The sequence below is a fragment of the Bradyrhizobium sp. Arg816 genome (genome assembly GCF_029989365.1).
Lineage (GTDB): Bacteria > Pseudomonadota > Alphaproteobacteria > Rhizobiales > Xanthobacteraceae > Bradyrhizobium.
Genome location: NZ_JAPRAQ010000002.1, coordinates 254,647 through 279,532 on the forward strand (window position 1 = coordinate 254,647; position 24,886 = coordinate 279,532).

Annotated in this window: 28 protein-coding genes and 1 tRNA gene; 14 read left to right on the forward strand and 15 right to left on the reverse strand. The window is 63.3% G+C overall.

Features of this window, described 5'->3' with window-relative positions; genetic code table 11:
* Positions 1–105 precede the first annotated feature (105 nt).
* Complete coding sequence (locus OWC48_RS06290) at positions 106–360, reverse strand: hypothetical protein (RefSeq protein WP_282519180.1); 255 nt, start codon at positions 358–360, stop codon at positions 106–108.
* Positions 361–606: 246 nt separating this feature from the next.
* Here OWC48_RS06290 and OWC48_RS06295 point away from each other — a divergent pair, with 246 nt between their 5' ends.
* Positions 607–816, forward strand: a complete 210-nt coding sequence (locus OWC48_RS06295) for a hypothetical protein (protein ID WP_282519181.1) — start codon at positions 607–609, stop codon at positions 814–816.
* A gap of 233 nt (positions 817–1,049) precedes the next feature.
* Here the strand turns inward: OWC48_RS06295 and OWC48_RS06300 are convergent, their stop codons facing one another.
* Positions 1,050–1,256, reverse strand: coding sequence for a hypothetical protein (locus OWC48_RS06300; protein ID WP_282519182.1), 207 nt, complete (start codon positions 1,254–1,256; stop codon positions 1,050–1,052).
* A 310-nt stretch (positions 1,257–1,566) separates the two neighbouring features.
* On the opposite strand from OWC48_RS06300, the gene OWC48_RS06305 reads away from it, so the two are divergent.
* The gene (locus OWC48_RS06305) at positions 1,567–1,773 is read left to right on the forward strand and encodes a cold-shock protein (RefSeq protein WP_282519183.1); all 207 of its coding nucleotides are present in this window, start codon (positions 1,567–1,569) and stop codon (positions 1,771–1,773) included.
* 30 nt (positions 1,774–1,803) lie between these two features.
* On the opposite strand, the gene OWC48_RS06310 is transcribed toward OWC48_RS06305, so the two are convergent.
* Positions 1,804–2,109 carry a hypothetical protein gene (locus OWC48_RS06310; RefSeq protein ID WP_282519184.1) on the reverse strand — a complete coding sequence of 102 codons (306 nt, stop codon included), beginning with the start codon at positions 2,107–2,109 and terminating at the stop codon, positions 1,804–1,806.
* A 255-nt stretch (positions 2,110–2,364) separates the two neighbouring features.
* On the opposite strand from OWC48_RS06310, the gene OWC48_RS06315 reads away from it, so the two are divergent.
* Complete coding sequence (locus tag OWC48_RS06315) at positions 2,365–2,496, forward strand: hypothetical protein (protein ID WP_282519185.1); 132 nt, start codon at positions 2,365–2,367, stop codon at positions 2,494–2,496.
* Positions 2,497–2,574: 78 nt separating this feature from the next.
* Here the strand turns inward: OWC48_RS06315 and OWC48_RS06320 are convergent, their stop codons facing one another.
* Together OWC48_RS06320 and OWC48_RS06325 are read right to left on the reverse strand one after the other, a co-directional pair.
* Positions 2,575–3,825, reverse strand: coding sequence for a phage integrase central domain-containing protein (locus OWC48_RS06320; protein ID WP_282519186.1), 1,251 nt, complete (start codon positions 3,823–3,825; stop codon positions 2,575–2,577).
* Between the two features lie 161 nt (positions 3,826–3,986).
* Positions 3,987–4,076, reverse strand: a tRNA-Ser gene (locus tag OWC48_RS06325).
* 388 nt (positions 4,077–4,464) lie between these two features.
* On the opposite strand from OWC48_RS06325, the gene OWC48_RS06330 reads away from it, so the two are divergent.
* Together OWC48_RS06330 and OWC48_RS06335 are read left to right on the forward strand one after the other, a co-directional pair.
* Positions 4,465–4,887, forward strand: a complete 423-nt coding sequence (locus OWC48_RS06330) for a hypothetical protein (protein WP_282519187.1) — start codon at positions 4,465–4,467, stop codon at positions 4,885–4,887.
* 203 nt (positions 4,888–5,090) lie between these two features.
* On the forward strand, positions 5,091–5,282 hold the full coding sequence (locus OWC48_RS06335; RefSeq protein WP_028153368.1) for a hypothetical protein: 192 nt from the start codon (positions 5,091–5,093) through the stop codon (positions 5,280–5,282).
* 55 nt (positions 5,283–5,337) lie between these two features.
* Here the strand turns inward: OWC48_RS06335 and OWC48_RS06340 are convergent, their stop codons facing one another.
* Entirely contained in the window at positions 5,338–5,562 is a 225-nt protein-coding gene (locus OWC48_RS06340) for a hypothetical protein (RefSeq protein WP_028153369.1), read from the reverse strand.
* Positions 5,563–5,823: 261 nt separating this feature from the next.
* On the opposite strand from OWC48_RS06340, the gene OWC48_RS06345 reads away from it, so the two are divergent.
* On the forward strand, positions 5,824–6,138 hold the full coding sequence (locus tag OWC48_RS06345; RefSeq protein ID WP_282519188.1) for a DUF1476 domain-containing protein: 315 nt from the start codon (positions 5,824–5,826) through the stop codon (positions 6,136–6,138).
* An 18-nt stretch (positions 6,139–6,156) separates the two neighbouring features.
* Here OWC48_RS06345 and OWC48_RS06350 read toward each other — a convergent pair whose 3' ends face one another.
* The gene (locus OWC48_RS06350; protein ID WP_282519189.1) at positions 6,157–6,747 is read right to left on the reverse strand and encodes a TIGR00645 family protein; all 591 of its coding nucleotides are present in this window, start codon (positions 6,745–6,747) and stop codon (positions 6,157–6,159) included.
* Between the two features lie 162 nt (positions 6,748–6,909).
* Here OWC48_RS06350 and OWC48_RS06355 point away from each other — a divergent pair, with 162 nt between their 5' ends.
* Complete coding sequence (locus OWC48_RS06355) at positions 6,910–7,200, forward strand: hypothetical protein (RefSeq protein WP_282519190.1); 291 nt, start codon at positions 6,910–6,912, stop codon at positions 7,198–7,200.
* 30 nt (positions 7,201–7,230) lie between these two features.
* Here the strand turns inward: OWC48_RS06355 and OWC48_RS06360 are convergent, their stop codons facing one another.
* Positions 7,231–7,359 carry a hypothetical protein gene (locus tag OWC48_RS06360; RefSeq protein ID WP_282519191.1) on the reverse strand — a complete coding sequence of 43 codons (129 nt, stop codon included), beginning with the start codon at positions 7,357–7,359 and terminating at the stop codon, positions 7,231–7,233.
* Positions 7,360–8,164: 805 nt separating this feature from the next.
* Here OWC48_RS06360 and OWC48_RS06365 point away from each other — a divergent pair.
* A complete protein-coding gene (locus OWC48_RS06365; RefSeq protein ID WP_282519192.1) occupies positions 8,165–9,097 on the forward strand; it encodes a septal ring lytic transglycosylase RlpA family protein in 933 nt (310 codons plus the stop codon).
* A 180-nt stretch (positions 9,098–9,277) separates the two neighbouring features.
* On the opposite strand, the gene OWC48_RS06370 is transcribed toward OWC48_RS06365, so the two are convergent.
* Positions 9,278–10,234, reverse strand: a complete 957-nt coding sequence (locus OWC48_RS06370) for an alpha/beta fold hydrolase (RefSeq protein ID WP_282519193.1) — start codon at positions 10,232–10,234, stop codon at positions 9,278–9,280.
* Between the two features lie 152 nt (positions 10,235–10,386).
* Here OWC48_RS06370 and OWC48_RS06375 point away from each other — a divergent pair, with 152 nt between their 5' ends.
* From OWC48_RS06375 to OWC48_RS06400, 6 genes are all read left to right on the forward strand, one after another.
* Positions 10,387–11,649 (forward strand): D-alanyl-D-alanine carboxypeptidase family protein, encoded by a 1,263-nt coding sequence (locus tag OWC48_RS06375; RefSeq protein ID WP_282519194.1) that lies wholly within the window; start codon positions 10,387–10,389, stop codon positions 11,647–11,649.
* 2 nt (positions 11,650–11,651) lie between these two features.
* Positions 11,652–12,338, forward strand: coding sequence for a dTMP kinase (gene tmk, locus OWC48_RS06380; RefSeq protein ID WP_282519195.1), 687 nt, complete (start codon positions 11,652–11,654; stop codon positions 12,336–12,338).
* Entirely contained in the window at positions 12,335–13,381 is a 1,047-nt protein-coding gene (locus OWC48_RS06385) for a DNA polymerase III subunit delta' (RefSeq protein ID WP_282519196.1), read from the forward strand. The genes tmk and OWC48_RS06385 overlap by 4 nt, the downstream gene beginning before the upstream one ends.
* Before the next feature lie 110 nt (positions 13,382–13,491).
* Positions 13,492–15,519: a methionine--tRNA ligase gene (metG, locus tag OWC48_RS06390; protein ID WP_282519197.1), complete on the forward strand. Its 2,028-nt coding sequence runs from the start codon at positions 13,492–13,494 to the stop codon at positions 15,517–15,519.
* Positions 15,520–15,531: 12 nt separating this feature from the next.
* Positions 15,532–16,308: a TatD family hydrolase gene (locus OWC48_RS06395; RefSeq protein WP_282519198.1), complete on the forward strand. Its 777-nt coding sequence runs from the start codon at positions 15,532–15,534 to the stop codon at positions 16,306–16,308.
* 13 nt (positions 16,309–16,321) lie between these two features.
* The gene (locus OWC48_RS06400) at positions 16,322–17,119 is read left to right on the forward strand and encodes an MBL fold metallo-hydrolase (protein ID WP_282519199.1); all 798 of its coding nucleotides are present in this window, start codon (positions 16,322–16,324) and stop codon (positions 17,117–17,119) included.
* Between the two features lie 15 nt (positions 17,120–17,134).
* On the opposite strand, the gene OWC48_RS06405 is transcribed toward OWC48_RS06400, so the two are convergent.
* The 6 genes from OWC48_RS06405 to OWC48_RS06430 all read right to left on the reverse strand — a co-directional run bounded on the left by OWC48_RS06405 (position 17,135) and on the right by OWC48_RS06430 (position 24,726).
* Positions 17,135–18,784 (reverse strand): acyl-CoA synthetase, encoded by a 1,650-nt coding sequence (locus OWC48_RS06405; RefSeq protein ID WP_282519200.1) that lies wholly within the window; start codon positions 18,782–18,784, stop codon positions 17,135–17,137.
* Positions 18,785–18,807: 23 nt separating this feature from the next.
* On the reverse strand, positions 18,808–20,697 hold the full coding sequence (locus OWC48_RS06410; protein ID WP_282519201.1) for a TRAP transporter large permease subunit: 1,890 nt from the start codon (positions 20,695–20,697) through the stop codon (positions 18,808–18,810).
* Positions 20,698–20,727: 30 nt separating this feature from the next.
* On the reverse strand, positions 20,728–21,747 hold the full coding sequence (locus tag OWC48_RS06415; RefSeq protein ID WP_282519202.1) for a TRAP transporter substrate-binding protein: 1,020 nt from the start codon (positions 21,745–21,747) through the stop codon (positions 20,728–20,730).
* 506 nt (positions 21,748–22,253) lie between these two features.
* Positions 22,254–22,793 carry a DUF4863 family protein gene (locus OWC48_RS06420; protein WP_282519203.1) on the reverse strand — a complete coding sequence of 180 codons (540 nt, stop codon included), beginning with the start codon at positions 22,791–22,793 and terminating at the stop codon, positions 22,254–22,256.
* The gene (locus OWC48_RS06425) at positions 22,772–23,542 is read right to left on the reverse strand and encodes a nitroreductase (protein ID WP_282519204.1); all 771 of its coding nucleotides are present in this window, start codon (positions 23,540–23,542) and stop codon (positions 22,772–22,774) included. The genes OWC48_RS06420 and OWC48_RS06425 overlap by 22 nt, the downstream gene beginning before the upstream one ends.
* On the reverse strand, positions 23,518–24,726 hold the full coding sequence (locus OWC48_RS06430) for an ABC transporter substrate-binding protein (protein ID WP_282519205.1): 1,209 nt from the start codon (positions 24,724–24,726) through the stop codon (positions 23,518–23,520). The genes OWC48_RS06425 and OWC48_RS06430 overlap by 25 nt, the downstream gene beginning before the upstream one ends.
* Positions 24,727–24,886 lie beyond the last annotated feature (160 nt).

Below are 24,886 nucleotides of genomic sequence, written 5' to 3' on the forward strand. Positions count from 1 at the left end.
GCTCGACCAGTTTGCGGGCGGCGGCTTCAGGAGCGGCAAAGGCACGTTCGGCGGCGAGTTATGCAGATCGACTACCCGATTCTTCGTCCCCCAGGCCGAACTGCTTCACCCGCACTTGTGGTTTTCGGCGTGCAGCGCGGTTCGATCGCCGGTCATCTCACCGACGTAGTCGTCAATGGCGCTCATCAGCTTCTCGCGGTCGGCGCGGCGATCCTTCCTGCCGAAGATGAGGTAGTGGCGAAGCCGGCCGAGTTCGGCCAGGTCGGCTGCTACCGCCTCGGCCCGCACTTCTTCCGCGCGCTGACGCATGCGCTCTTGGTGCCAAGCTCTCGCCGCCGCTCTGTTCTCTGCCTTGGTCATGACGCCATCGAACCGCGGCGCAGGCGAGAGTCAAATTATCGATTCCTAGCGGCGCGGAATGCTCGCGAGCTACTGCCGGTCGTGGGTGTGGAAAGGCGAACCGCACAGGAAAAGACACGGCCGCGGCCGGCGGCCACCCCCACCGGTTGAAGCGGTAGCTTATCCACAATTCCGGCGCTGCGAGCATTTGCTTCGGCGCCGCCGTGATCCAAAATCAAAATCGCGACTCATCAGGGGAGCAAGCGCATGCGCAACAGGGCGGAAGCAAATGCCGACGTTGAGGCGCGGATTGCTCAAATCGAGCAGATGACGTTAGACCAGATCGCGACGTTTCAGGGCAGGATGCTGTCCGATATTACCACCGGTAGAATTGCGCCAAGAGAAGCCAGCGCCCTAGATCGCGCTCTCCGAAAACGTTTGAAAGTGATCGAGCAGGGACTGCGCGAGGGCGGCTGAGGCGCGAGGCTTCGGTCCCGCGCTCACACCGCAGTTGAATGGCCCGCCAGCTCCGGCTGGCGGGTTTTTATCGTTGACGCGGAACGCAGCCGCGGGCGATGGCTCAGGCGCCGCCTTCGGCGCGCTGTGACGCGGACATGGAAATGGAGAATTACTTAGCAGTCACGAACTGAAGCCCGCGCGCCGCTTACCGGAGGTGGCGTGACTCCTCCTTGGGCGCGGAAGGGGCCGACCTAGCCCGCGTGGTTACCTGGGGCACTTGATTGATCGCACTGTGCTTCGCTTGAGCATGAGCTGACCAGCATCTCCAGCTTGGATTGCTCCTCGCTCAGGCGCCGCTCGACAAACTGGCGCTCGGACTCCGTCAGATTGGTTTGCAATAAAAGGCGATAGCGTTGAATATTTTTGCGATGTGCACGCGCCAAATGGTCGTCGATCATCGTCTCTTCCTGTGACGGATACACTAACCCATTCCATCGCTTGCTTGACGCACGCGACCCCGAGCAGCACTGCAAGACATCGCGAAGTACCTTCGCCCGCTCCCCGATATGGTAGTGAGCTTTTCTTCCCCGATCTGTGAACTAGTTCACAATCCCAGCGCCGGGTTGTTGGGCTGCAACTCGCTTGCCCGTTATCAAACCACTGATTGCTTCGAAAACACTGCTCGACGTTCGCGCGCTTCGGTTTTTTTGCTTGTCAGCCCCAAGACGGTCGACCTAGGCTATGTTCATTGTTCAACCGGAGGCGGACGTGGCGACAGGTACTGTGAAGTGGTTTAACGCAACCAAGGGATTCGGTTTCATCCAGCCCGATGACGGCGGCCAGGATGTTTTTGTGCACATTAGCGCAGTAGAGCGTGCCGGCTTATCGGGCTTGGCGGAGGGGCAGAAGGTCTCTTACGAAATCCAAGTTGATCGCAAGCGCGGCAAGAGCAGCGCTGAAAATCTTCGCGTCTGACGGCTGCCGCGACCATAGCGCTGCGGTTGATCACTGCACCTTTTGTCCAAGGTCTCTCAGGAGCGCGTGGAGAAAATCACTGGCATGGTCGTATCGCGCGTTGCCATCCGTGATTTGACGGGCGAGTGGCTCCATTAAGCGGCCAACGGTTTCGGAGCCGAGCAGCTCAACTCTGTCCGACCACTGCAGCAGCAAACTATCGGGAATGTCTTCCGCAGATCCGAATAGCTTCAAAAGGCAATGTTCGCCCTCGGGTTTATGGTCATGATGAGCCTTCGCCGCATAGAAAGCGAACAACCCGCGAAAGGCATCACGGGAAACGGCAGGTTTTCCCATCGTAATGTCCCTGAAAAATTAAGTTCTCAATGGAAGAAAGTCTGAAGCCCTCGTGCGGGAAAAGCTAGCAAAAAATTCAATCTCGCACTGTACCCTATGTAAAGAGTAGAGGCCGCCTTTCGGGCGTCCTCAATCGTTCATTGCGCTGATCAAAGTCCCGTTAGATCGGTGGCCGCAGCGTTTGCACCACCAGGCGCCAGTGAGAAGTTGCGATAAAAAAAAGGTACCAGCCCCTGGTGCCGGGAGGACGGCGAGGTGGCTTACCCTGCCGAGGATCTGACAAATCTCTGGGAAAAAGATGCAACTTCTACCCAGAAACTGCGCCTAATTAAATTCCCGAAAATCTCCGACCAGGACGCGCGGCGCTCGGTGGTGCTGTACGAGTAGGGAGCAGGGCGATAAGCTGCTGAAGAAGTCCGCGGCAAAGACCCGGCGGACAGACCGATCCTTCGCTAGCGACATCTTTCACGCCAGTGTCTCTAACGCTCGACTCGCCGTGCGGTCGCTCAATTGGATTACATTGGCGCCCGTGAGGAATGCAGCCCAATCCTTCATTAGAGCCCGTCGCTTTTCCAACTTTTGGCCCCGCTGATAGGCTGCGGTGGTCTCGCTCTTGTATTTGTGGGCCAGCGCGGCTTCGCGTACGCCGTCCGGATAATCGGTGCATTCCTCCGCCCAAGTTGCAAAGGTTGACCGGAAGCCATGCACCGTCACGTGTCCGTAGCCGAGACGATCAAGCACTGCGAGCATTGCGTTTTCGGAGAATGCTCCGCCATCAGGACCGGTGAAGATCAGTTCGCCTTGGCGTCCATCGCGCAACTCGTCAAGCACCGTCAATGCGGGTCCGGACAAGGGAACGTAATGATCCTGGTCCATCTTCATTCGTTCACCCGGAATTTTCCAAGTCGAGTTTGGCCGATCGATCTCGGACCAGCGCGCCTCGACTGCCTCATTGGTGCGGCAGGCCGTCAAGATTAGGAAGCGCAACATGGCGGCAGCTCTGCCCGGAGCGCTAGCCAGAAGCGTCAAAAATGGCGGAGCCTCCGCATAGGGCAAAGCGGGATGATGCCGAACGACTCGCTTGGTGCGCTTTGGTAGTTTCTCGCGCATCTGCCGCGTAAGTTCGGCTGGATTGCGGAACTCCGGATCATCGATATCGACGTTCTTTGCGATAATCGTTTCAATTCGGCCGCGGACGCGGTTCGCAGTCTCCCGCTTCTCCACCCAAATTGGCTCCAGCAGATCGTAGATGTGGCTTGGCTTGATCTCCGGGATCGTCAATGTGCCGATGGTGGCGTAGGCGTAGCGCTTGAGGGAGGACGGCCACTGATCGCGATGCTTCTCACTCCAGGTCGACCAGTTCGCCCGAATGTAGGCTTCCGCGCATTCTTCGAAGGTCGGCAACGCCATCTTGGCCACAACGGCTTTCGCCTCTTCGCGCGCCTTTCGACGTTCCTGGACGATGTCGACGCCGGCCGTACTGCGATCGCCTTTGACGCGCAGCCGGGCCGCATCCCGGGCAAGCCGCGCGTCCTTTAGCGATACCTCCTTCAACGAGCCAAGACCGTGCCACCGCTCTTTCCCGTCTTTCCAATATCTGTATGACCAGCTTTTCGACGTTGGTCCTGTGACGATCAAGTAGAGGCCGCCGCCGTCGGCGTATTTGCCGGGCTTTGTGAGGCGCTCTACGTCGAGTGGTTTGAGCCGTCCAGCCATTGTTCCTCCGAAAGAATCGTCCTCCGAACCCACGGTCTTCAGCTACGGTCAGTGACCCGATTAGGAAGAACACCGACGAACTGTGAAGTACAGTCGTTCGGCATAAATCACTGAATTTGCTGTGGAGTTCGAACGACCACGAACAGTGGTGAACAATATACTGGCGGAAGGGGTGGGATTCGAACCCACGGTACCCTTGCGGGCACGCCGGTTTTCAAGACCGGTGCCTTAAACCACTCGGCCACCCTTCCGGACAGAGAATGGTTGTCGCTTAACGCAGTCGACCGCGCAAGGCAACGCGAAGTTGGCGCTTGCGGGGGAAAACCAAGTCCGATGGAGGAACAGGCCGGGAAGGGCGAAGCCCGGCTTCGTCAAGCAGTCGTTCGGCGCGGATTCGCTCACGGTGCGGCTCGGCTTCGTCCCACGACGATTGAATGCACGCTGCGTTCGATCGCGTAGCGCCTGATGACCGGACACGTCCGATGGCCAGTGCTGAACCAGATCTGTCGTTTTGATAAAGGTTGTATGAAATAGATCACGCAACCTGACAAAATATTCAGGCTTGCTTTGACGCTGAAGATGCGTGTTTACGTGAAATCACCCCAAAGTTGTGCTTAGTCTCCGACCGCCTTCTTCGTCTTGCTGTCCGGGGGCTGGAATGGACACCGAAGCATTGACCGTTGCTTAGGCGCGCGTGAAGGCGGCGATCCAGACGCGCTCACCGAGATCATCAACGATCCGCCCAGCACCTACTTCGAGTTTCTGACCAGGCAGGCCGCCGGTGCGAAGTACATGTGCTCGGTCTGCGAGGGGGCGATGCTGTTCGCGGCATCGGGTCTTCTCGATGGCCACTGGGCGGCGACGCACTGGGATTTCCTGGAATGCTTCCCGACGCTGTTCCCGAAGGTGAAGGTTGCCGACGGACATCCGCGTTTCGTGCTGGATCGCAATCGCCTGACCGGAGGCGGAATATCCGCGGGTCTCGACGAGGCGCTGATGTTGATCACGCTGCTCGGAGGCACGGAGCTGGCGCGCCAAGTTCAGCAAAACACCCAATACTAGCCGGACCCGCCCGTCCGCAGCGCGATTTCCGCGGCGCCGCAGTGCTCTCTCCCAGGCGTCAAGCCGCCGGGGGCGACGCAACAGGTCCGGCGGACCGACGAGTGCATCATCTAACTATCTGATATGTTGAGCCTTCAATCGACCGCGCAAGCCTGCCCGGTTCAACTCGTGGAACCGTTTCGCTGCTTGCGCGTTGTCTCCGCATGACCGAAGACCTTTCCTTCCGACGCAAACCCTTGACCCCTGAGCAGCGCCAGGCTCGCGATGCCGCTCGCCGGATCGAGGCCGAAAAGGCCATGCGCGATCACGAAGAGGCGCAGAAGGCGTTTTACGCCAACAAGGAACGGCTGAGGGCCGAGCGGCTCGCGCGCGAAGCGGCCGAGGCGAAGGGCTGACCGTACGCGGTCGCCGCCCGCAATCTTCTGAAGCGATCTCCCGACCGACCGGCAGCTAATGCCGGTTGGACATCCCCGTTGCGCTCAAAGCCAGCTTGAGCGCCTGGACGGCGCCGGCGAACGCGCCGCGGGGCGCTTGCGCCTCGATCGCTTCGGCCGCGATGCGACAATCGTCGGCGACCTTGAGCAACCCGCTTCGCGCCAGGTCCATGGTGGAGAGAGCGGCCTGCTCCAGGCAGACCCGTTCAAGCCGTCGAAACTCCCGCAGCTCTTTGTTCATGCGCCAGCTCTCGATGTCCCCCGGCCCATCCGGCGCCGAGTCCGCTTAACGGACGGTAAACATCTCTGCCTAGCCGATTTGGCTGGCGCGGCGCTGGTGCGTGCCGCGCCAACGCCCGGGCTGCAGCGCACCACCGCGCAGGCTTGACGGCCTCTGCCTTCCGGGAGGAAGATTCAAATGATCCTAAACTGACGAGAACCACGGAGACGTTCGCTCCCAGCCAGTCCGATTCTCCTCAGCGAAAACGCATTGGAGCTGACCATGACCACGTTCGACAAGCGCGAGCAGGGCTTTGAGGCCAAATTCGCCCACGACGAGGAATTCATGTTCAAGGCCACGGCCCGGTCCAACAAGTTGCTCGGGCTCTGGGCCGCGGGCCAGCTCGGGCTCAGTGGCGATGCAGCGGCAAGCTACGCAACGGCGCTGGTGACGGACAATCTGGAGAGCCAGACCGACGATGTCGTGGCGAAGGTGTCCGGCGATCTCGCCACCAAGGGCGTCGCGCGCGAGCAGGTCGCGCAGAAGCTTCAGGAGTGCCTGCACCAGGCGCTCGCGCAGCTCGAAGCAGACAGATAGACGAGGCCGCCTCGCAGCTCACTCGGCGTGCCTGCGCATGCCTGAATCGCTGAGCCTGTCGACGTAGGCAATGCCGATCGCCGAGGCAATGAAGGTGATGTGGATCAGGACCTGCCACATCACGCCGGTCTCGGTGAAGCCGGCGCGGTTCGAGCCGAGATTGCCGGCCTCGATGAAGGTGCGCAGCAGCGCGATCGAGGAGATGCCGATGATGGCCATGGCGAGCTTGATCTTCAGGACGCTCGCATTGACGTGGCCGAGCCATTCCGGCTCGTCGGGATGACCCTGGAGGTCGAGCCGCGAAACGAAGGTTTCGTAGCCGCCGACGATGACCATCACGAGCAGGTTGGAGATCATCACGACGTCGATCAGCGCCAGCACGCTCATCATGATCTGCTGTTCGGTGAGGTCGATCGCGTGCCAGGAAAGATGCCAGAGCTCCTTGAGGAACAGCACGATGTAGACGCATTGCGCCACGATCAGTCCGAGATAGAGCGGCAGTTGCAGCCAGCGGGAGCCGAAGATGATCATCGGCAGCAGGCCCAAACGCGGCGCCGGCGGACGGGGTTCGGTGCGCAGTTCGGACTCGGGTGCAGGCTCAACCGACATTCAGGCAGCATCCTCGCGAGCTGAGATGATCTCGCTTTCATGTAACCCGACAAGATGGCCGGTGGAAGACGGCCAAGCCGCCGGCTGCGGCCGGCAGATCGTGCATTCTCGTGCTACCGTGCCGAACGGCCAAAGAGCCAGGGCTTGAATGGGGAGGCGGGGGTGTCTTGGAGCGGCTTCGGCAAAGGGCTCGGCGGGATCGCGGTCATCGTTGCAATCGTGGTTGGCACCGGTAGCGCGGAGGTCTCGGCGACACCGCTGACGCCGTTTCGCTACGAGGCGCAGGCGCAACGTCATTGCCCGCACGACCAGGTGGTCTGGCTCGATTTCAGGAAGGGCGTCTATTACGGCAAGAGCCAGAAGCGGTACGGCCAGGGTTTCGACGGCAGCTTCGTCTGCCTGAGCGAGGCTCGCGACAGCCTTTATCGCCGCTCGCTATTGGGCCTGCGCTGAGCAGCGCGTGATTCGGAGGTTTGGGGACGGCTATTTCCGGCCCGGCAGCTTCACCGGCACGTGCGGGGAGGTGCTGATCACCCGGGGACTTCCGTCGGGATAGGTGCGGTCGCCGCGGATCAGCGATTCCAGAACCAGAAAAAATTTCTCAGCAAGCATTTGCGTCACCCTCGTTGGTGATGGCCTCTTGAAATGAGTCGAGGCGCCGAACGCAGAAATTCAATCAACAATACGGGAGCAGAACAATACCGGACAGAGCTGTATGCTGCATCGCGGTGTAGTTGTGGTTAGAAAGCAGGAGCGTGGTGGTGGTGTTCAGCCGAAGGCCAATGCCACGAGGCTCGAGCAGAGAAGAACCAAGCCGCCCGCGGTCAGCGCCAGGAAGCCATCTGATACGAAGTCGTGGTTGCGCATGGGACACCTGCCGCTCTCGTGTTCGATGCTCGGTCGGATCGCTTAAGATTGTCCGAACGTGCCGTCTTGAAAGAGGTGATCCTTGCCGTCCGCGCGAGTGCCCTCAGGCCCTCGTGCGGTAACCTTCAAACGCATGGGCCAGGAAGATCCCCGCGCTTACCAGACCCATCAGTGCCGAAACCGTCTCGATCATCGTCAAATTCCAGTTCGCCCCTGCAACCGAGAAAACGCGTGCGGCCTTGCACAGTCAAAAGAATTCCAGTGAGCCACAAGACAATGGGGGTGGAGTGAGGATTTGGCGCAACAGAATGTCCAGGTGTGGCACAGAGCAGGGTGCCTGCGCTCAGTAGATGAACGGGGGAGAGGCGAACGTCCCGTTTACCATCCCAGCGTGAACGCCGTGGGCTCCCCATTTCCGCCGTGTTCGGGTTGCGTTATCCTTACTGCTTCCGACGCGGTGGTGGGCCGCCTCGGATTAAGGGACCGGACAGCGCTCCTCCGTAGCCAAAGCGGGTTGGGTACGCCTCCGGCGAAGTGGTATTTGGGGCGCATGGGGATCCGACGGTCAGATTCGGTTTTGCGGGCCGCACGCGGTGTTGCCGCGGTCGCGACCTGCCTCGCGCTTGCCAATTGCGCCTCCTCGAACAAGTTCGCCAGCCGGGTCGATCCGAAATACGGCGTGTCCTCGAGCCCGCGGGTCGTGGCGTTTGGGGATCCGGTCCCCAAAGGCGGCGGCACCTACCGCGTCGGCAAGCCCTATATCGTGGGCGGCCGGACCTACGTGCCGGAGGAGGACGTCAACTACCGCGCCGAGGGTATGGCGTCCTGGTACGGCGACGATTTCCACGGCCGCCTGACCGCCAATGGCGAAGTGTTCGACATGACCTCGCTGACAGCGGCGCATCCGACCCTGCCGATGCCGTCCTACGCGCGGGTGACCAATGTCTCGAACGGCAAATCGCTGATCGTGCGCGTCAACGACCGCGGGCCCTATCACGGCAACCGGCTCATCGACGTCTCGAACAAAGCCGCTGAACTCCTTGAATTCAAAGGCAATGGCGTCGCCAAGGTCCGTGTCGAGTATGTCGGCCGGGCGCCGCTGGAAGGCTCCGACGACCGCCAGCTGATGGCGACCCTGCGGACCGGGATCCCGGCGCCGTCGCCCTCGATGGTGCGGGTTGCCTCGGCAAGGCCGTTCGTGCCGGAGCTGCCATCGTCGAACCGCGGCGCCATTCGCGGCGAGGTTCCGACGCCGGAGGGACGGCCCTACAATCTCGGCAGCACCTCCGCCGACATGGCGTCGCTCAATGCGACCTCGGAGATGTCGGCCTCGAGTCGCAGTCGCAGCAGGGGGCGGGCGCTCCAGAACGCCCGAGCCGTGTCCTACGACGAGGATGGCCGCTACGCGACCGAGAACGCACCGTCATCGGCCGACGGCGCCGCCGAGGCCCGCAGCATCCTGAGTGGCCGCGGCCTCTACTGAGCAGGTCCTCCAAGCAGGCAAATCCGGCTGGCGGCGCACCGCCATTGCCTTGAGCATCAGAACGGGATGCGCACGCGTGTTCGCAAGCAACGTGGCCGCGCGCCGGTTTTACGCGCGGTAGGGATTTGCGAAGACGGGAACGGCGGGTGCCGCGCACATCGCGAGGCGAAAGGATATCGCTTAGCGCGCGGACGACTCGCGCAGGAACTTCAGCAGCGCAGCGTTGACCTCGTCGGGCCGCTCCTGCTGGACCCAATGGCCGGCGCCCTCGATGATCAGCTTCCGCGTCAGATTGGGCAACACGCGCTCGAGCTCGTTGACGCGCTTGGCGCCGATCAGGCCGGTGATGACGGCGTCTTTGGAGCCGGCAATGAAGAGCGATGGCTGATGGATCTGCGCGTCCTGCCAGGGCGCCGTCAGCTCCCAATTGCGGTCGAGGTTGCGGTACCAGTTCAGCCCGCCGCGGAAGCCGGACTTGCGGAAGCTTTCGGTGAAATAGGCGAGGTCAGCCTCGCTGAGCCAGTTGGGCAGCGGCTCATCGGCGAGCGCGTGGCCGAGAAAGCCCTTGCCCTCCTGGACGAACATCGCAGCGCTGGGATCGGCAAGGCCGCGGCCGCCGAGCACGATCCGCATGGTGCGGGCGACGTCACGCTCGAGCTCGGCCTCGGCGACGCCGGGCGTCTGGAAGTACTGCCAGTAGAAATTGGTGACGCCGCCCTGGCGCAGCAGATCGAGCGGCTTGCCGCGGCCGCGGAAGGGTGGCGGCACGCTCAGGCCCGCCACCGCCGTGAAGATGTCGGGCCGGAACAACGCCGCATGCCAGGCCACCGGCGCGCCCCAGTCGTGGCCGACCACCATCGCCTTGCTCTCGCCGAGCGCCTGCACGAGGCCAACGATGTCGCCGACCGTGTCGAAGATCGAGTAGGCGGCGACATCCGCCGGTGCCGCGCTCTGGCCGTAGCCGCGCATGTCGGGGGCGACGACGTGGAAACCGGCGTCCGCCAGCGCCGCGATCTGGTGACGCCAGGAGTAGGATAGCTCGGGCCAGCCGTGGCACAGCACCACCAGCGGGCCCTGGCCGGCTTCGCGGATGAACAGGTCGATCCCGTTGGCCTTGATCACGCGGGTTGACAACATCGCTTTTCCGCCTTGTTTCAGGGGTTTGGTCGGGAAATATGAGGTGCCACGATAGGGGCGCGCCGAGAATCGTGCAATCTCGGGTTCGGCGGCCGGCCCCGTGTTGTTCGCACCGGTTCCTGCTGTTAGAACGCCGCTCTCAGGGCTTCGCCATGGCATTTCGTCTTTTTCCGCTCCATCGCACCCGGTTCTCCGCCGGTGCGCTGGCGCGCGGGCTGATCGCGGCGGTTCTGGTGGCGGGCATTGGCTGGGGCGGGGCACTCTACGCCGCCAACCAGAGCATCCAGGGCGCCAAGAAAACCGAGGATTCCGGCTTCGATGGCGACGCCCCCACCGCGATCCTGATCGAGGCCTCCAGCGGCAGCGTGCTGTTCGAGAAGAGCGCCGACGAGCTGCGCGCGCCCTCCAGCATGATGAAACTGATGACGGCGGAAGTCGTCTTCAATGCCATCAAGAAGGGCGACATCAAGCCGACCGACGAATACCGCATCAGCGAGAATGCCTGGCGCAAAGGTGGTGCGCCCTCGGGCGGCTCGACCATGTTCGCCGCCATCAACAGCAAGGTTTCGGTCGACGACCTCCTGCATGGCGCGATCATCCAGAGCGGCAATGACGCCTGTATCGCGCTGGCCGAGGGCATTGCCGGCAACGAGAAAATCTTTGCCGCCGACTTCATGACCAAGCGTGCCCGCGAGCTCGGCATGACGAAGTCGACCTTCGGCAATTCCAACGGCCTGCCCGATCCCGGCAACAAGATGACGGTGCGCGAGCTCGGCATCCTCGCCCGCCACATCATTCTCGACTTCGCCGAATTCTACAAACTGTTCGGCGAGAAGGAGTACACCTGGAACAAGATCCGCCAGCCCAACCGCAATCCTCTGCTCAATTCGATGGAAGGAGCTGACGGTCTGAAGACCGGCTATACCAAGGAAGGCGGCTACGGCATGGTCGGCTCGGCTGTGCAGAACGGCACGCGGCTGATCGTGGTCGTCAATGGCCTGGAAGATCCTGAGGATCGCGCCACCGAGGCGAAGAAGATGCTGGAATGGGGCTTTCGCAATTTCGAGACCCGCACCTTGATCGCGGCCGACCAGTTGGTTGGCTACGCAAAAGTGTTTGGCGGCGAGAGCCGCTCGGTCAAGCTGGTCGCCAAGACGCCCGTCAAGGTGATGGTGCACAAGAACGGCAACGACAAGCTGATTGCGCGCGTCGTCTATAGCGGTCCGGTGCGCGCGCCGATCGAAGCCGGGCAGAAGGTCGGTGTGGTCAAGGTCTGGCGCAGCGGTAATATCGCGGTGGAGACGCCCGTCTATGCCGCCGAAGCGATCGGCACCGGCTCGACCATGCGCCGCGCGATCGATGGTGCCAGCGAGCTCGTGATCGGCATGTTCCGCGCGGGCGCCGAGAAGCTCTGATCATGAGTGAGAGCGCAGCACAGCGGCCGTCCGGACGCGGGCGCTTCATCACCTTTGAAGGCGGCGAGGGGACGGGCAAGTCGACCCAGATCAAGAAGCTCGCCGACCGCCTCAATGCGGCCAGGATGCGGACCCTCGTCACGCGCGAGCCCGGCGGCTCACCGGGGGCCGAGATCATGCGCCACCTGGTGCTGTCGGGGATGGGCAAGCTGCTTGGGCCCGACGCCGAGACGCTGCTGTTCGCGGCTGCTCGCGACGATCATGTCCGCACCGTGATCCAGCCTGCGCTCAATCGGGGCGCCTGGGTGCTGTGCGATCGCTTCGCCGACTCGACGCGGGCCTATCAGGGCAGCCTCGGCCGCGTGCCGATGGGCCTGATCAACGCGATGCAGCGGGTCACGATCGGCGATCTCAAGCCGGACCTCACCCTCATCCTCGATTTGCCGGTCGAGATTGGATTGCAGCGCGCTGCCGTGCGTCGTGGTAGCGGCACACCTGATAGGTTCGAGGGCGAGAAGCTCAGCTTCCATCAGGGCCTACGCGAGGCCTATCGCAAGATCGCCGAGGACGATCCCGGCCGTTGCGTCCTGATCGATGCCAATTCCGATCCTGACACGGTTGCTGGACGAGTCTGGACGGCGCTGCGCGATCGTCTTCTCCCAACCCCTGCATCGGTGGTTTCCCTATGAGCCCGCGCCAGGCCGAACGCGAAACCGCCATTCCGCATCCGCGCGAGACGAGCCTTCTGTTCGGCCATCGCGAGGCCGAGACGGCGCTGCTCGCGGCCTATCGCAGCGGGCGCATCCCGCATGCCTGGCTGATCGGCGGGCCGCAGGGGATCGGCAAGGCGACGCTGGCCTATCGCATGGCGCGCTTCGTGCTTTCCAACGGCCAGCCGCTGGCGCCGTCCGTGCAGCGCGCCGAGACCCTCGCGATCGATCCTGATAACGCCGTGGCGCGGCAGGTTGCGGCCAGCTCGCATGGCGGGCTGTTGACGCTGGAACGCACCGCCAACGACCGCGGCGTGATGCGCACCGTGATCACCGTGGACGAGACGCGGGAGACGATCGGTTTTTTCGGCTCGACTGCCGCGGCAGAGGGGTGGCGCGTCTGCATCGTCGACACCGTCGACGAGCTCAATCCGAATGCCGCCAACGCGCTGCTGAAGATCCTCGAGGAGCCGCCGCAGCAGTCGCTGTTCCTCCTGGTCAGCCACGCGCCGGCGCGCGTGCTCGCCACGATCCAGTCGCGCTGCCGCAAGCTGCGCCTGCGCCCGCTCGGCACGGAAGATGTGATCGGCGCCGCAGCTTCGGCGGCTGACCTCGATCCGAACGATCCGGCGCTGCGCGAGGCCGCGGAGGCCTCCGAGGGCAGCGTCGCGCGGGCGCTGACGCTGCTCGGCGGCGATGCCTTGAAGCTGCAGCAGCGCACGGCGGCGCTGCTCGCGCGCCTGCCGCAGGTCGATCCACGCGAATTGCACACGCTCGGCGATTCGCTCGGCACCAGCGATCGAGTCGCGCTGGCGGCCTTCATCGACGGCATCGATCGCTGGATCGCGCAACGCCTGCACTCCGACGAGGCCAATGCCAACCAGAACCTGCCGCGCCTTGCGCGCCTAGCTGAGGTATGGGAAAAGATCGTCCGCGCCGCGCGCGACACCGAAACCTACAATCTGGAGCGAAAGCCCTTGGTTTTCTCGGTGTTCGGCTGGCTGGCGGACGCAACGCGCTAGAGCATGATCCGGAAAAGTGTGCAGCGGTTTTCCGAGAGGATCATGCTCAAAACAATAATCGAACGCAGGTTCGTTTCCAAATTTTTGAGAAGCCGGTAAAGGAATTCGTCGTGGCAACGCGAGCTAAGAAAACCGTCAAAGCCAAAAGCAGCAAGAAGAAGGCCGTGAGGAACGCCGCGAAAAAGGCTGTGAAGACGCGCGCGTCCAAGGCCGCCAAGAAGGTCAAGAAGACCAAGAAGGCTGCCGCCAAGAAGGGCGCGAAGAAAAGCGCTGCGAAGACGGCAAACAAGGCCGGCAAGAAGGCTGCGAAGAAGCAGGTCGTTGCCAAGAAGGCGGTGAAGAAAGCGGCCAAGAAGGCAGCCAAGTCTCCGGCGAAGAGCAAGGCTCCCGCGAGGAACCAGGCTCCGGCGAAGAAGGTCGCCAAGAAAGCGAAAGCGACTGCGCTTGCCGTGACCGCCGTACCGGCTCCTGTCGCCACGCCGCCGAAGGTTGTGAAGCCCAAGGTGTCGAAGCCCAAAGTGTCGAAGCCTGAGGCGCCGCCCGCGCCGAAGCCCGTCGCGGCTCCGCAAGCCGCAGCTCCCGTTGCCGCTCCTGCGCGCGACAACGTCTTCTACATCACGACTGCGATCGCTTATCCCAATGGCAGCCCGCATATTGGCCACGCCTACGAGGCGATTGCGACCGACGTGCTGGCGCGCTTCGCGCGGCTCGACGGCAAGGACGTGTTCTTCCTGACCGGCACCGACGAGCACGGCCTGAAGATGATCCAGACCGCGCAGAACGAAGGCCTGACGGTGTCGTCGCTGGCGGCCCGCAATGCCGGCCGCTTCAAGGAGATGGATGAACGCCTCAACGTGTCGTTCGACCGTTTCATCCGCACCACCGAAGAGCAGCATCATCGCTCCAGCCAGGAGATCTGGCGCCGCATGGACGCGAACGGGGACATCTATGTCGACACCTATGCCGGCTGGTACTCCGTGCGCGACGAAGCCTACTACGCCGAGGATGAGACGCGTCTGAACGACGACGGCGTGAGGCTCGGGCCGCAAGGTACGCCGGTCGAGTGGGTCGAGGAGAAGAGCTATTTCTTCCGTCTGTCCGCCTATCAGGACAAGCTTCTGAAGCTCTACGCGGATCGCCCTGATTTCATCGGGCCCGATTCGCGCAAGAACGAGGTGGTGAGCTTCGTCAAAGGCGGCCTGCGTGATCTCTCGATCTCGCGCACCACCTTCGACTGGGGCGTCAAGGTGCCCGGCGACGAAGAGCACGTGATGTATGTCTGGGTCGACGCGCTCACCAACTACATCACCGGCGTCGGCTTCCCCGATGAAAGCGACAAGAGCTGGCGCTATTGGCCGGCGGACGTGCACATCATCGGCAAGGACATCATTCGCTTCCACGCCGTGTACTGGCCCGCATTCCTGATGTCGGCCGGCATTCCCGTGCAGAAGCGGGTCTATGCCCACGGCTTCCTGTTCAGCAGGGGCGAGAAGATGTCGAAGTCGGTCGGCAACGTCGTCGACCCCTTCAATCTCGCCGACCAGTATGGCGTCGACCAGGTGCGCTATTTCTTCCTGCGCGAGGTGCCGTTCGGCCAGGACGGCAACTACAACCACGAAGCCATCGTTGCGCGCATCAATGCCGATCTCGCCAACGATCTCGGCAACCTCGCGCAGCGCTCGCTGTCGATGATCGCCAAGCAGCTCGGCGGCGTGCTGCCGGAGCCGGGCGAGTTCAGCGACAACGATAAGGCGATTCTTGCGATGGCCGACGGCATGATCGCCGCATCTCGCGAAGCGATGGCGACGCAGCAGATCCATCACTGGCTCAATGCCGTGTGGGCCGTGGTCGCGGAGGCCAACCGCTATTTCGCGGGCGAGGCGCCGTGGGCGCTCGCGAAGACCGATCCTGTCAGGCAGAAGACGGTGCTCTATGTCACCGCCGAAGTCGTGCGCCAGATAGCGATCCTGGCCCAGCCGGCGATGCCGACGGCCTCGGGCTTGCTGCTCGACAGCCTCGGCATTCCCGCGGGCGAGCGGAACTTCGCGATGCTCGGTGGCGCCAAACGGATCGCGCCAGGCTCGACGCTGCCGGCGCCGACACCGGCGTTCCCGCGCTACATCGAGCCGGCGGCCTAGGGCGTTCGGGCGATGTTGGTCGATAGCCACTGCCATCTGGATTTTCCGGACTTTGCGGAAAATCTCGACGGGATCGTCTCGCGTGCACGTGCGGCCGGCATCGGCCGTATGGTTACGATCTCCACGCGGGTACGAAAGCTCAATCAGCTTCTGGCCATCACCGAGCGCTACGACGACGTCTACTGCTCGGTCGGCACCCATCCGCACAACGCGGACGAGGAAGACGGCATCTCGCCGGACGAGCTGATCGGGTTGACCGGGCATCCCAAGGTGGTCGCGCTCGGCGAGGCCGGGCTCGACTATTTCTACGACAACGGCGCGCCGGAGGCGCAGGCGAGGGGCTTTCGCGCGCACATCGCCGCGGCCCGTGCGACCGGCCTGCCGCTGGTGATCCACACCCGCGAGGCGGACGATGATTGCGGCCGCATCCTGGAGGAGGAAGCGGCCAAGGGATCGTTTCGCGCCGTGCTGCATTGCTACACGGGCGGGCGCGAGCTGGCGCTGAAGGCGGTGTCGCTCGGGCTCTATATCGGCTTTACGGGCATCCTGACCTTCAAGAAATCGGAGACCCTGCGCGCGCTTGCGGCTGAACTGCCGTCTGACCGTATTCTGGTTGAAACAGACTCGCCCTATCTTGCGCCCGGCAAGTTCCGGGGCAAACGCAACGAGCCGGCCTATGTGGTCGAGGTCGCCAAGGTGCTCGCCGAAACGCGCGGCGTGTCGCTCGATGAGATCTCACGCCAGACCACCGAAAACTTCTTCCGCCTGTTCTCCAAGGTGAAATCTTAAGGTTGGGAGCCGCATGACGCTGACGCTGACGATCCTGGGCTGCGGCTCCTCCGCCGGCGTGCCGCGCCCGGCGCTCGGCTGGGGCGCCTGCGATCCTAACAATCCAAAAAATCGCCGCCGCCGCTGCTCGATGCTGGTCGAGCATGCCGGCGAGCATGGCACTACGCGGATCGTCATCGACACCTCGCCTGACCTGCGTGAACAGCTCATCGACGCCAATGTCGATCACATCGACGCGGTCTTCTTGACCCACGAGCATGCCGACCAGACCCACGGCATGGACGATCTGCGCTCGGTCGTGCTGCATATGCGCAAGCGCATTCCGACCTATTTCAATCAGTCGACTGCCAAGGACATCATGGCGCGATTCTCCTATTGCTTCATCTCGCCGGAGGGCAGCGATTATCCACCGATCCTGACGCGGCATTCAATCGAGGCGGGCGAAAGTCAGACCATTTTGGGGAAGGGCGGCGCGGTGAAGATGACCGCCTTCCTGGTCCAGCACGGCCAGATCCCCGCGCTCGGCTATCGCATCGGCAATGCCGCCTACACGCCCGACCTCAACGACATCCCGCGCGAGAGCTGGGGCGCGCTGGAAAATCTCGATCTCTGGATTGTCGACGGCTTGCGCTACACCCAGCATTCCAGCCATTTCAGCATCAACGATGCGCTGTCCTGGATCGAGCGCTTCAAGCCGAAGCGGGCCGTCATCACCAACATGACGGCCGACGTCGATTACGAGGTGATCAGGCAGAAGCTGCCCGCGGGCGTGGTTCCGGCCTATGACGGCATGCGGCTCGAGACGCACTGATCGCGCCGGCTCGGTTCAGGCCGAGATCGCCTTCGACGAGCCGACCTCGTTACGCAGCAGGAATTTCTGGATCTTGCCCGTGGATGTCTTCGGGATCGGTCCGAACACGACGGCCTTCGGCGTCTTGAAGCCGCTCATATGCGTGCGGCAGAAGGCGATGATCTCGGCTTCGGTCGCGCTGGCGCCGTCCTTCAGTTCGACGAAGGCGCAGGGCACCTCGCCCCATTTCGGATCGGGCTTTGCGACGACGGCTGCGAACAGCACGGCCGGATGCTTGTAGAGGATGTCCTCGACCTCGACGGAGGAAATGTTCTCGCCGCCGGAAATGATGATGTCCTTGGAGCGATCCTTGATGATGACGTAACCGTATTCGTCTAGCACGCCGAGGTCGCCGGTGTGAAACCAGCCGCCCTCGAAGGCTTCCTTCGTCGCCTTCTCGTTCTTGAGGTAGCCCTTCATCACGATGTTGCCGCGGAACATGACCTCGCCGATGGTCTCGCCGTCGCGGGGCACCTCCTGCATCGTCTGCGGATTGATGACGGTGACACCTTCCTCGAGCGGATAGGGCACGCCCTGCCGCCGCTTCATGCTGGCGCGCTCGGCGGCGGGCAGATCGTCCCAGCCGGGTTGCTCGGCGCAGACGGAGGCGGGGCCGTAGACCTCGGTCAGGCCGTAGACGTGCGTGAGCCTGATGCCGATGCTTTCTGCGCCTTCGAGCACCGCGACCGGCGGCGCGGCGCCGGCGATCAGGCCGACGACGCGGCGCGCGGCACTGCCCTTCGGCGCATCGGGTGCGTTGATCAGCGTGTTGTAGACGATCGGCGCACCGCACATGTGGGTGACGCCGTGCTGCTTGACCAGCTCGAAGATTTTGGTCGGCTCGACCTTGCGCAGGCAGACGTTGATGCCGGCGGCCGCCGCGATGGTCCAGGGGAAGCACCAGCCGTTGCAGTGGAACATCGGCAGCGTCCAGAGATAGACCGGATGCTGGCCGAGTTGGCCGGCGAGGATGTTGCTGACGGCGTTGAGATAGGCACCGCGATGATGGGTGACGACGCCCTTGGGATTGCCCGTGGTGCCCGAGGTATAGCTCAGCGCGATGGCGTCCCATTCGTCGCTAGGCGGGATCGCGGTGAAATCAGGATCGCCTTGCGCGAGCGCCGCCTCATACTCGATCTCGCCGATGCGCTTGCCGCCCTTGAAAGAGGCGTCGTCGACGTCGACGACGAACGGCTTCGGCCCCTGCATCTGCGCCAGCGCGTCGGTGATGACAGTCGAAAACTCCGGATCGACCAGGATGATCTTGGCGCCGCCGTGATCGAGCTGAAATGCGATCGAGGGCGCATCGAGACGGATGTTGAGCGCATTGAGGACGGCGCCGGTCATGGGGACGGCGAAGTGCACCTCGTTCATCGCCGGAATGTTCGGCAGCATCGCCGCGACGGTGTCGCCGACGCCGATGCCCTTGCCGCCGAGCCAGGACGCAAAGCGCTTGCAGCGCTCATGCGTCTCGCGCCACGTGAAGCTGCGGCCCTCATAGACCGTGCTGACGTGGTTGGGATAGACGGCGGCGCTGCGCGCGAGGAAGCTCAGTGGGCTCAGGGGGACGTAGTTGGCGGGGGTCTTGTCTAGGCCGATATTGTACTGGTTCTGCCGCTCGCTCATCGAACCCTCCTTGACGCCGCGCTTTACAGGAATCCGATCGAGATCCAGGGGAAGATCGCGACGATGATCAATCCCACCAGCAGCGCCAGCAGATAGCCCCAGATCGGCCTGATGCCTTCCGCCGGATCGACGCGTCCGATGGCGCAGGCGGCATAATAGCCGACGCCGAAGGGCGGGGCGAATAGTCCGATACCCATGGCGAGAATGATCACCATGGCATAGTGCACCTCGTGCACGCCGACGGCACGGGCGATCGGAAACAGCAGCGGCCCGAACAGCACGATTGCCGGAATGCCCTCGAGCACGCTGCCGAGGATGGTGAAGGCCAGGATGGACACGGCGATGAAGGTCGCAGGCCCCCCGGGCAATCCGGTCATGGCTGAGGCCAGCGAGCGCGAGAAGCCGGATTGGGTGAGCCCCCAGGCCATGCCGGTCGCGGTGCCGATGATCAGCAGGATCGCGCCTGACAGCGCCGCGGTCTCGACCAGCATGGGAAACAGCCGCCGCCAGTCGAAGCGGCGGTAGACGAGGAGGCCGACCAGGGCGCCGTAGACGATGCCGATGGTGGAGACCTCGGTCGCGGTCGCAATGCCCTCGACCACGGCGTAGCGGATCACGAAGGGCAGCGCGAGCGCGGGCAGGGCGATGATGAAGGTCTTGCCGATCTCGCCACCCGTGGCGCGGCGGACATGGCTCATGTCCTCGTGGCGGTAGCGCCACCACACCAGCATGCAGAGCGTGATGGCGAGCACGACGCCGGGCAGCAGGCCGCCGGTGAAGAGGGCGGCGATCGAGACGCCCGTGACCGAGCCGATCGTGATCAGCACGAGGCTCGGCGGAATGGTCTCGGTTTGGGCGCCTGTAGCCGCAAGAAGCGCCACGAGGTCGCCGGGCTTGGCGCCGCGCTGCTTCATTTCCGGGAACAGCACGGGCGCCACCGCCGCCATGTCGGCGGCCTTGGCGCCGGAGATGCCTGAGACCAGATACATCGCGCCGACCAGCACGTAATGCAGGCCGCCGCGGACATGGCCGAGCAGGCTCGCCAGGAACGCGACCATGGCCCGCGCCATGCCGGTCATCTCGATCAGGAGCCCCAGGAACACGAACAGCGGCACCGAGAGCAGGATGAGGTGGCTCATGCCCTCGTCCATCCGGCCGACCAGCACCATGACCGGCGTCCGCGTGGTCAGCGCCAGATAGCCGAAGATGGCGAGGCCAAACCCGAACGCAATGGGAACGCCGGCAAAGACGCAGAAGCCGGCGACGCCGACGAAGAAGATGACGAGGTTGAGATTGCCGAGCGGCCGCAGATAAGGCTGCGCCAGCCAGAACAGACCGACGATGACGGCAACCGATATCACCGCCGTCAGCACCATGCGGTAATCGGCGGCGCGCAGCAGCCGCAGCAGCGCGAACACCGCCATCAGGCAGATGCCCGCCGGCAGCGCCGCGGCGCGCCACATGTTCGAGATCTGGAGCGCCGGCGTGGTGATGAAGCTTTCCTCGTAGGCGTATTCGGCGGACGGCCAGATGATCAGCGCCAGGAACGCCAGCGCCGCGCAGGTCGCGACCACGTCCAGATAGGCGCGCATGGCCGGCCTCGCGCTCGCGACGAGCGCCGTCATGCGCATGTGCTCGGAGCGGCGGAATGCGACCGCAGCGCCCAGCATGGCGAGCCACAGGAACAGGATCGAGGCGAGTTCATCCGACCAGATCAACGGCCGGTGCACGCCGTAGCGTGCGACCACGCCGGCAAACAGGATCACGATCTCGGCGACGACCAGGATCGCCGCGGGGATCTCGACGGCGAGGCCGAGGAGGCGCTCCAGCGAGGCCAGCACAGGGGATCGGCGAGGGGGCTGAACAGCCACCTCGCCCACCACTCCGGTCGCCTCAACCTCGACATGAGCCATCTCGATAAGAACCTCGGCGGCCCCGACGCGTTACGACAGCTTGCCGACGGCCTTTTCCAGGAGATCCCAAGCCTGGTCGCCATACTTGCCCTTCCACTCGGCATAGAAGCCGGCGGAGCGCAGCTTGTCACGGAATGGCGCCACCGCAGGCTGGTTGAAGGTCAGGCCCTTGCCCGCGAGCTCCTGCTGGAGGTTCGCATTGAGCTTGGCGGTATCCTCACGTTCCTTCATGGCGGCGGCATTGATGTTCTTGGCGACGATGGTGCGCACATCCTCAGGCAGCGCGCTCCAGGCGCGGCGGTTGGCCAGGAACCAGAAGCCGTCCCACATGTGGTTGGTCAGCGAACAGTACTTCTGCACCTCGTACAGCTTGGCGGTCGAAATGATCGCCAGCGGGTTCTCCTGGCCCTCGACGATCTTGGTCTGGAGCGCGGAATAGACCTCGGCGAAATTGATCGAGGCGGGCGCCGCATCGAACGCCTTGAACATCGAGGTCCACAGCGGCGACACCGGCACGCGGATCTTGAAGCCCTTGAGGTCGTCGGGCCCGTTGATCGGCTTGCTCGACGACGTGGTCTGGCGGAAGCCGTTGTCCCAGATCTTGTCCATGACCTCGAGGCCGGCCTTCTTGATCTCGCCGCGGACATGGGCGCCGAGGTCGCCGTCCATGGCCTTCCAGACCGTGCCGTAGTCCGGGAACGCGAAGCCGATGCCGTTGATGGACGCGGCCGGCACCAGGGTCGACAGGATCAGGCCTGACAGCGTGAAGAACTCGACGCCGCCGGACCGGATCTGGCTCAGCATGTCGGTGTCGGAGCCGAGCTGGTTGTTCGGGAAGATCTGGAGGTCGAACTTGCCGTTGGTCTCGGCCTTGATCGCCGCCGCCATCTCCTTGGCGCGCACGTTCAGCGGATGGGTGTCAGGCAGGTTGTTGGCGTATTTGTAGGTGAACTCGGCGCTCTGGGCGCGGGCCACATGGGGCGCACCGAGGCCGCCCAGGACCGCGGTCGCGGCGGAGGCCTTGAGAAGCGTGCGTCGGGAAAAACTCATGGGTCTGCTTCCTCGGAAGTTTGTTGTTGTTCTGAGATGCAAACCTATACGGACGGAAGGCCTGAAGGTCATCTGCGATCTCGCGAGGTCTCGCTTATTGCAGCCGGACACCGTCGCGGCAATATCGGCGTTCGGCAGATGGGCCGGATTCAAAATCTGAAAAACAACCCCATGCACAGTAGCCGTCAAGAGCCGAGAGGTCGGTCGCGGCCCAGATCGAAAACGGACGGCAAGCGAAGGCGCGGTGTCAGGAATTCGATCTAAATATCTGATCTAATTGTACATAAATATATTCCATAATATACCTTATGCGAATTATGGATATGGCGGTCCGGGCTGGGGCCCGCTTGGCGCACGGTCGCCGAAATCCCTCCCCACCGTTCATGGTGAGCCGCCTTGCAGGCCGTGGCGTCGCGACGCATCGCCGTCGTGCGGACTTCAGCTGTGCATTCTGCTGAACGGGTGACGCTCGCGCACGACGTCACCCGGGATGGTCCGGCCGGCAGTCAGGACGGCGCGGCGAAGTCGTAGGAGATGCGTCCGGCGGGCAGATAGAACAGAGCGATGACGGCGCCGCCGCGGACCTCGGGATAGTGCCGGCTGCCGGGATCGGGCGCGGTCCAGCCGGGCCCTTGCCAGCCCTGCAGCCCCTTGAGCTCGGCGCCCTTGTCCAGCGGCACGACCAGGTTCAGTTCCCCATATGGGTGACCGTGATATTGGCCGCGGAGCACGTCATCGTCGTCCTCGTCCTTGAAGCGGCGTGGATCGGTGCTGTTCATGTAGACGGCCGTGATGCTGAACTGGAACGTTTCGGGCATCGGCTCAAGGATGCGGCTGCGCCGGTAGTTCGGACCTTCGACCTCCTGGTTCGCCGCCCAGCCTTCCGCGACCCCGAGCTTAATCAGGCGTGCCAGGTCCTGGTAGAGCTGGCTGCCCTCGCCGTATTTTTGATTGAGCCACCGCTCCATCTCCGCGCCGGGCGTCATGTCCTTGACCTCGCGCAGAAACGGAATGCTGCACTGAATCAGTTCGTCTCGGCTTCCCATGGCCTTGTCCTTTCCATTTGGGTTGCACTTTGTTCTTCGAAGCCTGCGAAAGACGCGAATTCCGCGACGTCGGCGCGCGGCATCAGCCTGCCCTTGGCGAGGTCCCTGGCGCGGCCGATCGAGATGCCGCACACCACCATTTGCTCCGCCGGGATCGACAGCAGCGGGCGCAGGATCCGGTGATATCTGGAGAACGTTTCCTGCGGACAGGACTGAAGCCCATGGCCCGCCGCAGCCAGCAGCACGTTCTGGACGAACATGCCGAGGTCGAGCCAGCTGCCGACTTCAAGGCGCCGGTCGATCGTGACGATCAGCCCGACGGGTGCGCCGAAGAACGCATAGTTCTTGGCGGTTTGTCCGCTCCTGGCTTCGATATCGGTTTGGGCGATGCCGAGCGAGCCGTAGAACAATCGGCCGAACTCCTGTCGTCTCTGCAAATAGGGTTCGGGCAGGTCGTTGGCGTAGTAGCTGTATTCCGACCTATGCGCGTCGCGGGCCGTTTCGTGCGCCTCGCGCAGCGCCGCCGACACCCTGTCTTTGGCATCGCCGGCCAGCACGTAGACGTGCCAGGGCTGGATATTGGCACCGCTTGGCGCAAACCGTGCCACGCGCAGAATCTGCTCGATGGTCCCTCGCCCGAGCGGCGCGCCCGAGAAGTCGCGGCATGCAAAGCGGCCTGCGATGATCTCGTCGATCCCGTTCTGCACGGCCGTGCCCTCGCCGATCATGGCTGCTTCAGGAGCGGACATCCGCCTTGCTCCATCGGCCGGAAAGCTTCCTCTCCCGGAATCGTCGCCAGCAGCTCGTAATAGTCGAATTTGTATTTGGACTGCTCGGGCGACTTGACGCGAAAAAGATACATGTCGCGGACCAGCCGGCCGTCCTCGCGGATCCGGCCATTTTTCGTCATGAAATCGTTCACGGGCATGTCGCGCATCTTGGCGGCTATGGTCGGCCCATCCAGTGTGCCGGCCGCCTGAACCGCCCTAAGATAGTGCATCACCGCGCCATAGGTGCCGGCGTGGATCATGGTCGGGACCTTCTGGGTCTTGGCGATGAAGCGCTTCGACCACGCCCGCGTGTCCTCGTTCTGGTCCCAATAGAATGCCGAGCTCAGCATCAAGCCCTGGGCGCTCTGGAGCCCGAGGCTGTGAATGTCGGCAATGAAGACGAGCAGCCCGACAAGCTTCTGCCGCTGCGTGATGCCGAATTCACCGGCCTGCTTGACGGCGTTGATGAAGTCGCCGCCGGTGTCGGCGAGCGCGATCACGTCCGCCTTCGAGGACTGTGCCTGGAGCAGGAAGGACGAAAAATCGGGCGTATTGAGTGGATGCTTCACCGCGCCGATCACCTTGCCGCCCGAGGCGTCGATGACCTTGCGGCTATCGGCCTCGAGCTGCGCACCGAGGGAATAATCGACCGAGATAAAGTACCAGGAGCTTGCGCCGAGACGCGATATCGCCCGCGTCGTTCCCTGCGACAGCGCATAGGTATCGTAGGTCCAGTGAATGCCGGTCGGCGAGCATTCGTCGCCAGTGAGGCGCGACGTGGCGGCGCCGGTGGCGAGGAACAGTTTCTTCTTGTCCCGTGTGATGCCCTGCACCGCCAGCGCGACCGCAGAATTGGGCACGTCGAGGATCACCTCGACGTTTTCATTTTCGAGCCATCGCCGGGCGATGGTCGCTCCCACATCGGCCTTGTTCTGGTGGTCTCCCGCGACGATCTGGATACCGCGCCCCAGCACCTGACCACCAAAATCGTCGACCGCCATTTGCGCCGCAACCACCGAGCCCTGGCCGCCATTGTCGGCGTAGAGCGAGGACATGTCGGTGAGAACGCCGAGCTTGACCGGACCATGCTGCGCAATGGCCGGCGCCGTGAACAGCGCCAGTGCTAGTCCGAAAGCTCCGATCGACATCCCGCAGGGTTTCATTGCCTGTCTCCTCCAAATTCGGCGCCGGGATCATGACGGGATCGCGCGAATGCGGAAGTGAAACTCTTGCAGAGTGATCCTGAACCGCCTTCAGATTGGTGGCGCGAACGGCCGGGCGTCGCGGTCCGGGCGCCCTGCTCGGTTGCGTCGGCTGCGCGCA

Coding starts and splice junctions, on each gene's coding strand:
- OWC48_RS06345 (WP_282519188.1), top strand. CDS start 5,824: ATGACCACGTTCGACAAGCGCGAGCAGGGCTTTGAGGCCAAATTCGCC.
- OWC48_RS06350 (WP_282519189.1), bottom strand. CDS start 6,747: ATGTCGGTTGAGCCTGCACCCGAGTCCGAACTGCGCACCGAACCCCGT.
- OWC48_RS06410 (WP_282519201.1), bottom strand. CDS start 20,697: ATGGCTCATGTCGAGGTTGAGGCGACCGGAGTGGTGGGCGAGGTGGCT.
- OWC48_RS06360 (WP_282519191.1), bottom strand. CDS start 7,359: ATGCTTGCTGAGAAATTTTTTCTGGTTCTGGAATCGCTGATCCGCGGC.
- OWC48_RS06340 (WP_028153369.1), bottom strand. CDS start 5,562: ATGAACAAAGAGCTGCGGGAGTTTCGACGGCTTGAACGGGTCTGCCTG.
- OWC48_RS06415 (WP_282519202.1), bottom strand. CDS start 21,747: ATGAGTTTTTCCCGACGCACGCTTCTCAAGGCCTCCGCCGCGACCGCG.
- OWC48_RS06295 (WP_282519181.1), top strand. CDS start 607: ATGCGCAACAGGGCGGAAGCAAATGCCGACGTTGAGGCGCGGATTGCT.
- tmk (WP_282519195.1), top strand. CDS start 11,652: ATGAGTGAGAGCGCAGCACAGCGGCCGTCCGGACGCGGGCGCTTCATC.
- OWC48_RS06405 (WP_282519200.1), bottom strand. CDS start 18,784: ATGAGCGAGCGGCAGAACCAGTACAATATCGGCCTAGACAAGACCCCC.
- OWC48_RS06385 (WP_282519196.1), top strand. CDS start 12,335: ATGAGCCCGCGCCAGGCCGAACGCGAAACCGCCATTCCGCATCCGCGC.
- OWC48_RS06400 (WP_282519199.1), top strand. CDS start 16,322: ATGACGCTGACGCTGACGATCCTGGGCTGCGGCTCCTCCGCCGGCGTG.
- OWC48_RS06425 (WP_282519204.1), bottom strand. CDS start 23,542: ATGTCCGCTCCTGAAGCAGCCATGATCGGCGAGGGCACGGCCGTGCAG.
- OWC48_RS06375 (WP_282519194.1), top strand. CDS start 10,387: ATGGCATTTCGTCTTTTTCCGCTCCATCGCACCCGGTTCTCCGCCGGT.
- OWC48_RS06420 (WP_282519203.1), bottom strand. CDS start 22,793: ATGGGAAGCCGAGACGAACTGATTCAGTGCAGCATTCCGTTTCTGCGC.
- OWC48_RS06300 (WP_282519182.1), bottom strand. CDS start 1,256: ATGATCGACGACCATTTGGCGCGTGCACATCGCAAAAATATTCAACGC.
- OWC48_RS06370 (WP_282519193.1), bottom strand. CDS start 10,234: ATGTTGTCAACCCGCGTGATCAAGGCCAACGGGATCGACCTGTTCATC.
- OWC48_RS06335 (WP_028153368.1), top strand. CDS start 5,091: ATGACCGAAGACCTTTCCTTCCGACGCAAACCCTTGACCCCTGAGCAG.
- OWC48_RS06395 (WP_282519198.1), top strand. CDS start 15,532: ATGTTGGTCGATAGCCACTGCCATCTGGATTTTCCGGACTTTGCGGAA.
- OWC48_RS06430 (WP_282519205.1), bottom strand. CDS start 24,726: ATGAAACCCTGCGGGATGTCGATCGGAGCTTTCGGACTAGCACTGGCG.
- OWC48_RS06310 (WP_282519184.1), bottom strand. CDS start 2,109: ATGGGAAAACCTGCCGTTTCCCGTGATGCCTTTCGCGGGTTGTTCGCT.
- OWC48_RS06290 (WP_282519180.1), bottom strand. CDS start 360: ATGACCAAGGCAGAGAACAGAGCGGCGGCGAGAGCTTGGCACCAAGAG.
- OWC48_RS06320 (WP_282519186.1), bottom strand. CDS start 3,825: ATGGCTGGACGGCTCAAACCACTCGACGTAGAGCGCCTCACAAAGCCC.
- OWC48_RS06365 (WP_282519192.1), top strand. CDS start 8,165: ATGGGGATCCGACGGTCAGATTCGGTTTTGCGGGCCGCACGCGGTGTT.